The organism is Streptomyces sp. NPDC001750 (assembly GCF_042892615.1).
Classification (GTDB): domain Bacteria; phylum Actinomycetota; class Actinomycetes; order Streptomycetales; family Streptomycetaceae; genus Streptomyces.
This window is the reverse complement of record NZ_JBIAUE010000014.1, coordinates 43,951-56,408: the sequence shown is the minus strand read 5'-3', so window position 1 is coordinate 56,408 and position 12,458 is coordinate 43,951. Positions and strand designations below refer to the sequence as shown.

General features: G+C 71.5%; 12 protein-coding genes. 7 read left to right on the top strand and 5 right to left on the bottom strand.

Annotation, left to right across the window (positions count from 1 at the left end; all coding sequences use genetic code 11):
- Nucleotides 1-41 precede the first annotated feature (41 nt).
- Nucleotides 42-929, bottom strand: a complete 888-nt coding sequence (locus ACFYY6_RS21780; RefSeq protein WP_351520565.1) for an MHYT domain-containing protein — start codon at nt 927-929, stop codon at nt 42-44.
- A gap of 523 nt (nt 930-1,452) precedes the next feature.
- On the opposite strand from ACFYY6_RS21780, the gene ACFYY6_RS21775 reads away from it, so the two are divergent.
- From ACFYY6_RS21775 to ACFYY6_RS21765, 3 genes are all read left to right on the top strand, one after another.
- Complete coding sequence (locus ACFYY6_RS21775) at nt 1,453-2,268, top strand: glycerophosphodiester phosphodiesterase family protein (protein ID WP_351520611.1); 816 nt, start codon at nt 1,453-1,455, stop codon at nt 2,266-2,268.
- A 162-nt stretch (nt 2,269-2,430) separates the two neighbouring features.
- Nucleotides 2,431-2,973 (top strand): methylated-DNA--[protein]-cysteine S-methyltransferase, encoded by a 543-nt coding sequence (locus ACFYY6_RS21770; RefSeq protein WP_351623515.1) that lies wholly within the window; start codon nt 2,431-2,433, stop codon nt 2,971-2,973.
- Between the two features lie 213 nt (nt 2,974-3,186).
- Nucleotides 3,187-4,599, top strand: coding sequence for an MFS transporter (locus ACFYY6_RS21765; RefSeq protein WP_389194696.1), 1,413 nt, complete (start codon nt 3,187-3,189; stop codon nt 4,597-4,599).
- A gap of 272 nt (nt 4,600-4,871) precedes the next feature.
- Here the strand turns inward: ACFYY6_RS21765 and ACFYY6_RS21760 are convergent, their stop codons facing one another.
- Nucleotides 4,872-5,234, bottom strand: a complete 363-nt coding sequence (locus tag ACFYY6_RS21760) for a cupin domain-containing protein (protein WP_351520568.1) — start codon at nt 5,232-5,234, stop codon at nt 4,872-4,874.
- Nucleotides 5,235-5,389: 155 nt separating this feature from the next.
- Here ACFYY6_RS21760 and ACFYY6_RS21755 point away from each other — a divergent pair, with 155 nt between their 5' ends.
- Nucleotides 5,390-6,391 (top strand): pseudouridine-5'-phosphate glycosidase, encoded by a 1,002-nt coding sequence (locus ACFYY6_RS21755; protein WP_389194693.1) that lies wholly within the window; start codon nt 5,390-5,392, stop codon nt 6,389-6,391.
- A gap of 230 nt (nt 6,392-6,621) precedes the next feature.
- Complete coding sequence (locus ACFYY6_RS21750) at nt 6,622-7,557, top strand: carbohydrate kinase family protein (RefSeq protein WP_389194690.1); 936 nt, start codon at nt 6,622-6,624, stop codon at nt 7,555-7,557.
- 115 nt (nt 7,558-7,672) lie between these two features.
- Here ACFYY6_RS21750 and ACFYY6_RS21745 read toward each other — a convergent pair whose 3' ends face one another.
- From ACFYY6_RS21745 to ACFYY6_RS21735, 3 genes are all read right to left on the bottom strand, one after another.
- Entirely contained in the window at nt 7,673-8,320 is a 648-nt protein-coding gene (locus ACFYY6_RS21745) for a uridine kinase (protein WP_389194687.1), read from the bottom strand.
- Nucleotides 8,321-8,614: 294 nt separating this feature from the next.
- Nucleotides 8,615-9,088: a cupin domain-containing protein gene (locus ACFYY6_RS21740; protein ID WP_351520573.1), complete on the bottom strand. Its 474-nt coding sequence runs from the start codon at nt 9,086-9,088 to the stop codon at nt 8,615-8,617.
- Between the two features lie 422 nt (nt 9,089-9,510).
- Nucleotides 9,511-10,233: a helix-turn-helix domain-containing protein gene (locus ACFYY6_RS21735; protein WP_351520575.1), complete on the bottom strand. Its 723-nt coding sequence runs from the start codon at nt 10,231-10,233 to the stop codon at nt 9,511-9,513.
- Between the two features lie 86 nt (nt 10,234-10,319).
- Between ACFYY6_RS21735 and ACFYY6_RS21730 the strand changes: the two genes are divergently transcribed.
- Complete coding sequence (locus ACFYY6_RS21730; RefSeq protein ID WP_351520577.1) at nt 10,320-11,531, top strand: pyridoxal phosphate-dependent aminotransferase; 1,212 nt, start codon at nt 10,320-10,322, stop codon at nt 11,529-11,531.
- A gap of 13 nt (nt 11,532-11,544) precedes the next feature.
- Complete coding sequence (locus ACFYY6_RS21725; protein ID WP_351520578.1) at nt 11,545-12,225, top strand: peptidase; 681 nt, start codon at nt 11,545-11,547, stop codon at nt 12,223-12,225.
- The last annotated feature ends 233 nt before the right edge of the window (nt 12,226-12,458 follow it).

The window sequence follows — 12,458 nt, the reverse complement described above, 5'->3', positions numbered from 1 at the left end:
TCACGCCGGTCCCGGAACCCGCGGCCGGCACCGGGCCGGGGTCACCAGTCTCCGGGCGGTGCGGGGTCGCGCGGGCGGGAGTGGAACGAGGCCGGGTCGGCGTACGTGCCGAAGCTGGGGACCTGCCGCCGCGCCGGGCCTCCGGCCGGTCCGTCGGCCCCGCTCCCGGTCCTGGTGTCGTTCCAGTCCGGGGTGCCCATCACCATCAGGGGGTCGAACATCACGACGACGGCGGCGAGCAGCAGGAAGCAGCCGGGGCCGACCAGCAGCGGCAGGAGGGGCACGGTCGAGCTGTCGGTGGCGGCGTCGCCGGTCAGGGCGGCCGGGTGCAGATGGACGCTGAGCGCGGCCATGCCCGTGTAGTGCATGCCGCTCACGGCGACGCCCATGACGACGCTGGCACCGAGACCGGCCAGGAAGCCCTGCACGGAGACGGCCGCCCAGAGCGCGGTCGTGGCGGCCACCACGGCGATCACGACGGAGAGCACCACGGTGAGCGTGTCGTACTCGAGCCGTCCCTCCAGTCGGATTCCGGCCATGCCCAGGTAATGCATGGTGGCCATGCCGAGCCCGGTGATGGTGCCGCCGGTCACCAGCGCCATGCGGGTGGCCCGCCGGTATCCGACGACGAAGATGCCGACTGCGACCATGCCGATGACGACCGCGAGGCTGGCGAAGGTGATCGGCTTGTCGTAGCCGATGGTCACCCCGTCGATGGTGAAGCCCATCATCGCGACGAAGTGCATCGTCCAGATGCCGGAGCCGATGGAGGTCGCGCCGAGGGCCAGCCAGCCGGCCTTGAAGGAACGCTCGGTGCGCAGCGAACGGGTCGTGCAGCGCAGCCCGAGGGCCGCGCCGAGGCAGGCCATCAGAAAGGCCGCGACGGGCGTCACCGCGCCGTAGCTGAAACCATCGATCGTGCCCTGCATGCTCGTACGCCCTTCGCGGAAGCCCGGGTCCGGGGGTGACCCTAAGCCGCGAGGCCCGGCAAACAAACAGAAGAGCTGCATTTTATCGACATGGAGATCGGCCCGTGACCCGGTCCCGACGGTGGCCTCGGGTTGTGGCCGTCCTTCGTCTGTCGCCCGCCGGGTCACCACTGGCACTCTCGGCCCGTCCGTAACTCCGACGCGAGGAGTACACGTGCACGCACGTACCGCAACCGCCTTCGTCGCCGCCGTCCTGCTGGGCGTCGGCGCGCTGCCGATATCGACGGCCGACGCAAGGACCACGGCCGACGCACGAACCACGGCCGACGCGCGGACCACGGCCGACGCGCGGACCACGGGTGGGCCCACGGTCACAACCGACCCCACGGGAACGAGCCCGGTCACGGATTTACGGGCCGGGGGCGCCCGGACCCCCGTCACCGAACCGCTCAACCCGGCCGCCTCGGCCCTCTCGTCCGTCCCGATCGTCTCGGCCGCCCCGGCTGCGTCGACCGTTTTCACCATCCTGGTCACTTCGACCGACGCGGTCACCCCGGCCGACGCGGTCGCTCCGGTCGTCTTCGCCCACCGGGGTGCTTCGGCCTACGCTCCGGAGAACACCCTGGCCGCCGTCGACAAGGCCGACGCGCTCGGCTTCGACTGGGTGGAGAACGACGTCCAGCTGACCCGCGACGGCGTGCTGGTGGTCATGCACGACACCGATCTGAGACGGACCACCGATGCCGAGGAGGTGTTCCCGGACCGTTCCCCCTGGGCGGTCAGGGACTTCACGGCGGCCGAGATCGCCCGACTGGACGCGGGCAGCTGGTTCGGTCCGCAGTTCACCGGCACCCGGGTACCGACCCTCACGCAGTACCTGGAGCGCGTCGAGCGCAACGACCAGAAGCTGCTGCTGGAGATCAAGAGCCCGGAGATCTACCCGGGGATCGAGAGGGAGACTCTTCTGGTGCTGCGCCAGAAGGGGTGGCTCGACCGCGCGCACGTCAGGAACAGGCTCGTCGTCCAGAGCTTCGGCGCAGACAGCGTGAAGCGGGTGCACCAGCAGCGACCGGACGTCACGACCGGCTTCCTCGGGACGCCTCCGGTGGCCGATCTGCCCTCGTACGCGGCGTTCACCGATCAGATCAACCCCTCGTTCACGTCGGTCTCGGCGGACTACGTGGAGGCGGTGCACGCCCTGAAGGGCGCCCACGGCAAGGTGCTCCGGGTCAACACCTGGACGGTCGACGACGCGACGAACGCGGTGAGGGCGGCGAGCTTCGGTGTCGACGGGATCATCACGAACAGGCCGGACGTCGTGCGCCAGGCAACGGGCTGACGGCGGCGCGCAGCGGCGGACGGCGGCGCGCACTGCTCGATGGCGGTCGCACGGTTGTCCGCGGCGCGCACCGGCGGGCCGCGGTCCGCCGGGCCGGGGCCGGGGGCCGGTGCCAGCCGGGGCCGGACGCCGGTGTCAGTGGTCGGTCGTACGGTGGTTCCCATGAACAGCAACGGGGTTGTCGAGTGGGCCGTCGTCGAGAGCGACATCGGCCCGCTGCTGCTCGCCGCGACCGGTACAGGGCTGGTGAACGTGGTGTTCCACGCCCGCCCCGAGGTGCGGGAGAGGGCACTCGCACAGTTGCGGGCGCGGCTCGGTGCGGAACCGGTGGAAAATCCCGGTTCCGCACGGCTCGCCGGGCCGATACGCGAGCTCGCGGCGTATTTCGCGGGTTCGTCGCGGGAGTTCTCGCTCGAACTGGACTGGTCGCTGACCTCCGGCTTCAACCGCCAGGTGCTGCGCGAACTGGCGGTGGGCGTGCCGTACGGGACCGTCGTCGGCTACGGCGACCTGGCCGCGCGCGTGGGGCAGCCGGGGGCGGCACAGGCGGTGGGGGCAGCCATGGGTTCCAATCCGCTGCCGGTGGTGGTGCCGTGCCACCGGGTGGTGGAGAGCGACGGCGGGCTGGGCGGGTTCGGCGGCGGGCTCGACACCAAGCGGGAGCTGCTGGCCCTCGAAGGCGTGCTGCCGCAGCCGCTGTTCTGACGTCCTGGTGCGGGCCGCCACCTTCCGCTCACGTGCTCCGGCGCGCCCCTGCTCCGGCACTCCTGAACGGCTGGTTCCCGTGCTTCGCTCCGGGTGCGTGAAGCCGCGCGCCCTGCCGTACGCCGTACGGAGCCCGATCGCGCACGTCCCCGTTCCACGCCCGCGTCGCACGGTCGTATTTCGTACCCGTGTGCGGGCTGGCACACTGCGTCAGTGACCAACCCCCTCGATGCTCCTGACACATCCACCCGGCCCGCCCGGCCCGCGGAGCGGGTCTCCGCCGACGATCTTCCCGCGCTGCGACGCAGAACGTCCGCCGTGCTGATAGCCAGCCAGATACTCGGTGGCCTCGGCGTGCCCATCGGTATCGCGCTGGCACCGGTCCTGGCCTCCGAGGTGAGCGGTTCCGAGGCCCTGTCGGGTCTGGCCCCGACGGCGTCGGTGGCGGGCACGGCGCTGCTCTCGCTGCCGTTGGCGGCACTGATGACCTCGCGCGGCCGGCGCCCGGGTCTCGTACTCGCGTATCTGATCGGTGCCCTCGGCGCGGGACTCGTGGTCGTGGCGACCGTCGTGGAGAACTTTCCGCTGCTGCTGTTCGGGATGGCCGCGTTCGGTGCCGGATCCTCGGCCAATCTGCAGGCCCGGTTCGCCGCCGCTGATCTGGTCGAGCCGGACCGCCGGGGGCGGGCGATCTCCACCGTCATCTGGGCCACGACCATCGGCTCGGTTCTCGGCCCGAACATCGCGGCCCCGGTGGGACGGCTCTTCCGCGGCACGGCGATATCCGAGCATGCGGGCCCGTTCTTCTTCGCGGCCGCGATCTTCCTGTCCGCCGCCCTGCTCGTCGCGGTGCTGTTGCGACCGGACCCGCTGCTGACCGCTCGGGCCCTGGCTCCGCAGGACGAGACGTCTCCCGCGGGCCGGTCGCTGCGGGCCGGATTCACGGCGGTCCGGGGATCGGCGAGGGCGCGCCTGGCTCTGGTGACGGTGGCCGTGTCGCACACCGCGATGGTGTCGATCATGGTGATGACGCCCGTCCACCTGGGCCACCACGGCGCCGGACTCCAACTGATCGGGCTCGTCATCAGTGGCCACATCGCGGGGATGTACGCGTTCTCCCCGGTGATGGGCTGGCTGTCCGACCGTTTCGGCCGACTGGCCGTGATCGGCCTGGCGATCGGGCTGCTCTCCTGCGCCGCGCTTCTGGCCGGCACCGCAGGTGCCAGCCACGGCCGGACCGCTGCGGGCCTGTTCCTGCTGGGCCTGGGCTGGTCGGCCGGGCTGGTCTCCGGTTCGGCACTGCTCACCGATTCCGTACCGCAGCCCGCCCGCGCCGCCGTGCAGGGGCTTTCGGACCTGACCATGAACACGGCGGCGGGCGTCGGCGGCGCCATCGCCGGACTGATCGTCGCCCGGGCCGGCTACGGCTGGCTGAACGCGGTGGCGGCGTGCCTGCTGCTCCCGCTCGCGGCGATGGCGCTGCGCCGGTCCCTCGCCCGGCCCACCGCGCACGAAACACCAGGGACGCCGCCCCCCGACGCGCCCGGTACTCCGGCGCCCGGCGCGACCCCGGCGCCCGGCGCGTCGGCGCCCACGGCACCCGTGCCGCCCGCCACCGAGCACTGACGTCTCACCGAAACGATCGCCGACGCCTCGGAGTCGCCCGTGAAGCCTCGCGAGCGGAGCGACCTCACGTTCCGGGCGCCCTCGCGGTCGGTGCGGGGGTGCCACGGGCGGTGCGAGGTCACCATCGGCGCGGCTTCGACCGAAGTGTCGGGAATGATCGCCGATCCACCAGCAACTTCAGAAGTTGCAGAGGCTTCAGAGGCCTCAGGGACCTCAGGGGCTTCAGGGGCTTCAGGGGCTTCAGGGCTTCAGGGCTTCAGGGCTTCAGGGCTTCAGAGGCAGATGTGGTACGCCTTGCGCAGCGTCTCGTGCACGGTCCACGTCGTGCGGTCGCCCTCACGCAGTACGCAGGCGTCCCCCGGCCCGATCTCCAGCGTCGCCCCGCCGTCGACCGCCACGGTGGCCCGGCCGCTGACGACCACGAACAGTTCGTCGGCCTCCGTGTCGGTGACGACGCCGGGCGTGATCTGCCAGATGCCGCGCACCTGCTTGCCGTCGGGCGATTCCCACAGGACCTTGCCCGTCACGACAGGTTCGCCCGAGACGATCTGAGCAGGGTCGAGCGGTTCGGGTTCGAGTTCCACGTCCGGAATGTGCACGACGAACGAGGCCGGAGACTGATCATGTGTAGTCATGGCCGGTCACCATAGCGGCCCCTTCCCGACGTTTCACCACCAGGATCGAAAGCTTCTTGCCACCAGGGCCGGAAGAGCGCCCGAAGAGCACGCGCATGGGGAGGCCGGAGCGTCCGTACGTTTGAGGACGGCACACCCGCGACAGGGATGTGGACATGTCATTGACTGCGTCGGACGCCGCGCACCCCTACACCCCCGTCCTCTCCACCGAGGTAAGGGCGGCTCTCGCCACGCACCAGCCCGTCGTCGCCCTGGAATCGACGGTCATCGCCCACGGCCTGCCGCGTCCCCGCAACCTGCGGGTCGCCGAAGAGCTCGAAGGACTGGTACGGGCCGCGGGCGCGGTGCCCGCCACGATCGCCGTGCTCGACGGAAGGACCCACATCGGCCTGGACGAGGACGCGCTGGAACGGGTCGCCACCGATCCGGCGATGCGCAAACTGGGCCACCGCGATCTCGCCCCGGCCCTGGCTACGGGCGCGAGCGGAGCGACGACCGTGTCCGCGACGGCGTTCCTCGCCGCCCGCGCCGGACTGCGCGTCTTCGCGACCGGCGGGCTCGGGGGCGTCCACCGGGAATGGACACGGACCCAGGACGAGTCGGCGGACCTGCGGCTCCTCGCACGGACCGGCATCACGGTGGTGTGCGCGGGGGTGAAGTCGATCCTGGATGTCCCCGCCACCCTTCAGCGGCTGGAGACGCTGGGTGTCGGGGTCCTCGGCTACGACACCGAGCACTTCCCCGGCTTCTACCTGCACAGCTCGGGCGAACCGGTCGACTGGACGGTGCGGACACCCGAGGAGGTCGCGGAGGTGATGCGGGCCCAGGACGCGCTGGACGGCCCCGCCTCCGCACTGATCGTCGCCAACCCCGTGCCCGTACGGGACCAACTGGATCCCGGGCTTCACGACCGCGTGTTGGCGGAGGCCCTCGACGCCTGCCGGGAGCGCGGCATCGTGGGCCAGGCCGTTACCCCCTTCCTGCTGGACAGGCTGATGCGACGGACCGAGGGGGCCTCGTTGGAGGCGAATCTGGCGGCCGTACGCGGAAACGTGTCGCTCGCCGCCCGGATCGCCACCGCGTGGACGGCCCGCGCACACGACACGGCGGAGCACTCCGACGACCGGAACACGACGCGCCGCGACGGTACGCGGTGAACGGAGCCGGACCGAGAGGTACGGGGAGCGTCGCCGGACCAGGAGGCACCAGAAAAGCGGCCGGACCGGAAGGTGACGCGACGGAACCCGGAGGTATGGCAAGGGCCTGCGCGTCGGACGGCGCGAGCACCAGGACCGGTCCGGAACGCGCGAGGTCCGGCGCCGGACCGGGACGTGCGGGAATCTCCGCCGTGCCGACGCCCACAACTCCCGGTACCGCGTCGGCGCCCATGGGTTCCCGTGCCGTACCGGCGCCCGACGGCCGGTCGACGGCCCGCGGCGGGCTTCTCGTCATCGGAGACGTGGTCACCGACGTGGTGGCACGGCATACGAAGGAGCTGGCCCGCGGTACGGACACCGCCGCCCTGATCCGCACCCTGCCGGGCGGCGCGGGCGCCAACGTCGCCTGCTGGGCGGCGCGTTCGGGCTGTTGCGACGTACGGCTGCTGGCACGGGTCGGCGCCGAAAGCGCGGCCTGGCACCGGGACGCGCTGCGCCGGGCGGGCGTGCGGTGCCTGCTGGCCGTCGACGACGAGGCACCGACCGCCACCGTCGTCGCCCTCGTCGACTCCACCGCCGAGCGCACCTTCCTCACCGACAGCGGCGCCGTGCTGCGCCTCTCCCCCGGCGACTGGTCGCCGTCGATGCTCGACGGAATCGGTCATCTCCACCTCTCCGGGTATCTCCTCTTCGCCGCGACGAGCAGGGCGACCGTTCTGCTCGCGCTGCGGGAGGCACGACGGCGGCGGATCACGGTGAGCGTCGACCCGGCCTCGGCCGGATTTCTCGCCGAACTGGGCGTGGACCGTTTCCTGACCGCGGTGGAGGGTGTGGACCTGTTGCTGCCCAACACGGACGAGGCCCACCTGCTCACCGGGCTCAAGGAACCGGCGGACGCCGCGGCCGAGTTGAGCCTCCGGGTGCCCCGGGTGGTCGTCACGCTCGGCGAGGGCGGCGCGCTGCTGGCCGTGTCGGGCACGGTGACGAGGCGCATTCCGGCCGTTCCGGTACAGGGGGCGGTGGACTCGACGGGCGCGGGCGACGCGTTCACCGGCGGCCTCCTCGCTGCCCTGCTGTCGGGGTCTGACGACGCCTCGGCCGTGGCGGCGGGCTGTCGTTCGGGGGCCGAGGCGGTCACCAGGGTGGGCGGCCGCCCGGGCCCGTGAAGGCTGCCCGACGACCGGTCGGGCGGGGTGTCGAACGGCCGGACCCGCGAAGGCTGCCTGCGGACCGGGACGTGGCATGCCCCGCCGTCGCCGGGTGGCTCCCGCCCGCCACTCTTCACTCGTTCCGCCGCCATCCGGTCCACGCGGGGCGCAGCGGGTCGTCGGCCCGTACCACCGCGTCCGCACGATCGCCGGGCGCCACCTCTTCCTCGTACCGCGCGAACGCGGGCAGGGTCCAGCGCTCACTCTCCTCTGTGCGCCGCCGCAGCGCGCCCGGCGACAACCGAAGATGGACGCTCAGGTCGAACGGGAACCAGTGCCCCAGCAACAACGGACCGTGCACCACCAACACGCCTCCCTCGGGCAGGAGCCGGTACGGACTGCGCGTGGCCCGGTCCGTCACGGGATCCCACAGGTCGGGCAGCACCCGCCCGCTGCCGTCCGCCTCCAGCGGGCCGAGCACCTCGCGCCACAGCGCGCCCGTGTCGAACCAGCCGCTGAAATACGAGTCGGGGTCCTCCTTGCCGTACTCGTACCGGAGGCTCGCCGGCCGCAGGAATCCCTCGGTCGACACGACGAGCACCGCACGTCCCCGGACCCGCAGTGCCTCTGCGACCTTCTGCGCCAGCTCACCCGTGCGGGCCGCCGGAGGCCCGTCGACGGCGATCCTCGTCCAGGGGCCGGCACCTGACGACTCCAGGCCGTCGGCACGCGCGGCCAACGACTCGGCCAGCCGCTCCCAGGTGATCGCTTCGAATCGCATCACGCGGAATCGCATCACGCCGGAGGCCGTCACGTCGAGCCCCGTCCCTTCCGGTCCCGTCGCTTCCGGTCACATCAAGTCCGACCGCGTCGCTTCCGGTCGCGTGTAGTCCGGTCACCTCTAGTCCGATCGCGTCGGGTCCGATCGCGTCGAGTACGTCCCGTCGGATCGCATCGCATCGCATCACTTCGAACCGCGCGCCACCGTCATCGCTCCTGCTCGGTGCGCCGGATCCGGTCGGGCGAGGGACACGCGAACGCTCCGCACCGGATCCGGACCCCCTCGGACACGCCACTACGTCGTGCCGCAGTCCGGCGCCTCAGCGTCGTCGGAGAGCTCGCTGCCCTCGGGCAGCAGGTAGGTCACCCACAGCACCACGGGCTCCGACCCCAGGTTGCGCCCGATATGGCGGTGACGGGCTCCGGAGGGCTCGATGAACGACGAACCGGCGGACGTCGCCTCGACCGAGCAGTCGTGCAGCGTGCGCGTCAGCGTCCCGGACTTGACGACGGCGATCAGCTGACCGCGGTGGGTGTGCCAGCCGGTGGAACCGCCGGGCTCGACCGTGATGGTCCGGAAGGTCACATCGGTACGGCCGTCGGGGGTCTTCACCTTCAGCTTCCCCGCCGACGTGCCCTTCGCGACCACCGTGCCGCTCACACCGCTGCCGGGGGTGGCCACGGCCGACGACGACGCGAACCCGAGCACGGCCACGCAGCCGCCCGTGACCAGGACCCGGGCAAGGCGCGCTCCTCGTCCCCGTCGCATCCACGCTCCCGTACGACCGCGCCGTCCATCGCTTCCCGGCCGTCCGTCGATTGCGCGCTGTCCGCCGGTTGCGCGCTGCGCGTCGCTTGCCCGCCATCCGCCGGTGATGCGCTGTCCGCAGATCCTCACGTACGACTCCTCGCCTCGGCATCCGGAAGCCGCAACGCTTCGAGCGCATCAGCACGTGAGTACACCGAGCACATCAGCACACCGGGGCGCGCCGGCCGCTCCGGACGTACCGGCCGCTCCGGGCGCTTCGGCCATCCGGAGGCATCCTGGTCCTTCGAACGCCCCCACGCTACCCACCTGTTGTCCCGCCGAACCCCTCGTCCGCCGAGCCCCACCGGCCGCGGCCCTCGCGTCGCCGCCCGCGCACCCTCGAACGCGTCCGCGCCGGGACCGCACCGCGTCCGGCCCGCCGTTCACTCCCCGCGGAGTTCGGCGGCGAGCGGTCCGTCGCCGGTCACCTCGGCGCGCCCGTTCCCGACCGCCTCGGCGAGGGTCAGCTCGCCCCGTCCGAGCGCGAGACACGCTTCGACGTCGAGCGCGATGCGGGCATCCGCATGGGCGGCCGGGCCGTCCCCGTACACCGCCGCATCGACCGACGGCTCCCCCGCACCGCCGTCCACGTCCGCGGTGTCGCCTCCCGCGCCGGGCACCCCGCCACCGGCGCGCACATGGAACTCCCCCTCGTCCAGGCGGACTTCGACGACCCCCGCATGCGTCATTCCGTCCAGGACGCGCAACAACGGCAGCGCGAACCAGTGCGCCCGTACGGCATCGGTGGGCCGCCGTTCGTCGAGCGCGGGCACCCCCCATTCGGCGAGCGCGGAGAGCACGGGCAGCAACCCACGGCCGCGTTCCGTCAGTTCGTACACCGAGGCCGCGGCGGGCGGCGGAAGCCGGCGGCGGGTGGCCAGACCGTTCTGCTCCATGTCCTTGAGCCGGGAGGCGAGGACGTCCGTACTGACGCCCGGCAGGTCCGCGTGGAGGTCCGTGTAGCGGCGCGGTCCCGCCAGCAGTTCACGGACGATCAGCAGGGTCCACCGGTCACCCACGGAATCGAGGGAGCGTGCGGCGGCACAGAACTGGTCGTAACTCCGGCGGCGGGGCGGACGCGTTGCGGCTTGCTGCTGACGTGGCATGCGACGCAGTCTAGACATGTTGTTGGACTTTCCAAGCCCGAGCTTGGTAAAACCAAGTATCGCAATCAGGTCGGGGAGGCCACCGCATGGAATTCCGGCAGTCCAGCAAGCTCGACGAGGTCTGTTACGAGATCCGGGGCCCGGTCATCGAGCACGCCAACGCCCTGGAGGAGGCGGGCCACAGCGTGCTCCGCCTCAACACCGGCAACCCCGCGCTGTTCGGTTTCGAGGCGCCCGAGGAAGTCGTCCAGGACATGATCCGGATGCTTCCGCAGGCGCACGGCTACACCGACTCGCGCGGCATCCTCTCCGCGCGCCGAGCGGTGGTGCAGCGCTACCAGGCGATGGGACTGACGGATGTCGGCGTCGACGACGTCTTCCTCGGCAACGGCGTCTCCGAGCTGATCTCCATGGCCGTCCAGGCGCTGCTGGAGGACGGTGACGAGGTCCTTGTGCCATCTCCCGACTACCCGTTGTGGACGGCGGTGGTGACCCTCGCGGGCGGCAAGGCGGTGCACTACGCCTGCGACGAGGCCTCGGACTGGAATCCCGATCTGGAGGACATGGCCTCGAAGATCAGCGACCGCACCAAGGCGGTCGTGATCATCAATCCGAACAACCCGACCGGCGCCGTCTATCCGCGCGAGATCCTCGAAGGCATCCTCGATCTGGCGCGCAGGCACGGCCTGATGGTGTTCGCCGACGAGATCTACGACCGGATCCTCTACGACGACGCCGAGCACCACACCGTGGCGTCCCTCGCCCCCGACCTGCTCTGCCTCACGTTCAGCGGCCTGTCGAAGACGTACCGCGTCGCGGGCTTCCGCTCCGGCTGGCTGGTGATCTCCGGCCCCCAGCAGCACGCCCGCAGCTATCTGGAGGGGCTCACCACCCTCGCTTCCATGCGCCTGTGCCCCAACGCGCCGGCGCAGTACGCCATTCAGGCGGCGCTCGGTGGCCGGCAGTCGATCCGGGAGCTGGTCGCGCCCGGCGGCAGACTGCACGAGCAGCGGAACCGGGCCTGGGAGAAACTGAACGAGATCCCCGGTGTGTCGTGCGTGAAGCCGAAGGGCGCGCTGTACGCGTTCCCGCGCATCGACCCGAAGGTGCATCCGATCGTCGACGACGAGAAATTCGTTCTGGACCTGCTGCTGCGGGAGAAGATCCAGGTCGTACAAGGTACGGGCTTCAACTGGCCGCGGCCCGACCACTTCCGGATCCTGACACTCCCGTACGCTGACGACCTCGACGCGGCCATCAGCCGCATCGGCCGCTTCCTGACCGGATACCGCCAGTGATCGGATGCCCCTGGTGACCTGCTCCGCATGCCGTGTTCCCGTCCTCACCCAGTTCGCCTCGCCCGGCCTCGTCGGACCGATCGTCGAAGGCGGGGTCGATCCGGCGACGGACCCGGCCTGGGCGGAGTCGGGTGCCGCGTCACGGGACGAGTACGCGCGCTGGTCCGGTCATCTGTGCGGTATGACCTGCCTGCGCATGGCGCTCGGCACCGGGGCCCCCTCCCTGTTCGCACTGCGCGACGGGGCGGTCCGGTACGGCGCGTACACGCAGGACGCGGAGGGTGTGATCCGGGGGCTGATCTACGCCCCGTTCGCGGAGTACGTCCGGGAGGTGCACGACCTCGACGCCACGGTCCACCGCCATTTGTCGTCGCGGGAGATCCTCGGCCTGCTGGACGGCGGCCGTACGGTCCTGGCGTCGGTGCACTACGGCATCCGGAGGCCGGAACTGTCTCCTCCGGGGCGGGGCGGGCACCTGGTGCTGCTGACGTCCCGTACGGCCGACGGCACCGGCGTCCACTTCCACAACCCGTCCGGCACGACGGCCGGAACGCGCGCCGCGGACCTTTCGCTGCCCGACTTCGAGCGCTTCTTCGCGGGGCGCGGTGTGTCGCTGGCGGCACGCGACACCCCGTCGGCGGGGTGCGGTGCGCCGGAGGCGGTGCGTGTGCGGCGGGACGCGCCGCACACGTGATCAGGAACGGGAGCGGGCCCGGAGGCGTAGCCGGCCCCCGGGCCCTGAGAGTGCCACCCATGCGGCACGCCGACACTTTTAAGAACCCGCGTCAGGTTTATGTCGTCGCGTCCTGCCTTTAGACCATCGGAGACCGAAGCTCTCCGAGCCGGAGTCGAACCGGCATTTCGACGCCCATGGGCACGGGCCCGAGCGATTCGGCGATGGGTGGCGAATGCTGAGCCTGGAGCAAG

What these genes read in the sequence shown, in the direction of transcription:
- ACFYY6_RS21780 (WP_351520565.1), bottom strand. Translation starts at nt 929, where the DNA reads ATGCAGGGCACGATCGATGGTTTCAGCTACGGCGCGGTGACGCCCGTC.
- ACFYY6_RS21770 (WP_351623515.1), top strand. Translation starts at nt 2,431, where the DNA reads ATGAACAGCAACGGGGTTGTCGAGTGGGCCGTCGTCGAGAGCGACATC.
- ACFYY6_RS21760 (WP_351520568.1), bottom strand. Translation starts at nt 5,234, where the DNA reads ATGACTACACATGATCAGTCTCCGGCCTCGTTCGTCGTGCACATTCCG.
- ACFYY6_RS21755 (WP_389194693.1), top strand. Translation starts at nt 5,390, where the DNA reads ATGTCATTGACTGCGTCGGACGCCGCGCACCCCTACACCCCCGTCCTC.
- ACFYY6_RS21750 (WP_389194690.1), top strand. Translation starts at nt 6,622, where the DNA reads ATGGGTTCCCGTGCCGTACCGGCGCCCGACGGCCGGTCGACGGCCCGC.
- ACFYY6_RS21745 (WP_389194687.1), bottom strand. Translation starts at nt 8,320, where the DNA reads ATGCGATTCGAAGCGATCACCTGGGAGCGGCTGGCCGAGTCGTTGGCC.
- ACFYY6_RS21740 (WP_351520573.1), bottom strand. Translation starts at nt 9,088, where the DNA reads ATGCGACGGGGACGAGGAGCGCGCCTTGCCCGGGTCCTGGTCACGGGC.
- ACFYY6_RS21735 (WP_351520575.1), bottom strand. Translation starts at nt 10,233, where the DNA reads ATGCCACGTCAGCAGCAAGCCGCAACGCGTCCGCCCCGCCGCCGGAGT.
- ACFYY6_RS21730 (WP_351520577.1), top strand. Translation starts at nt 10,320, where the DNA reads ATGGAATTCCGGCAGTCCAGCAAGCTCGACGAGGTCTGTTACGAGATC.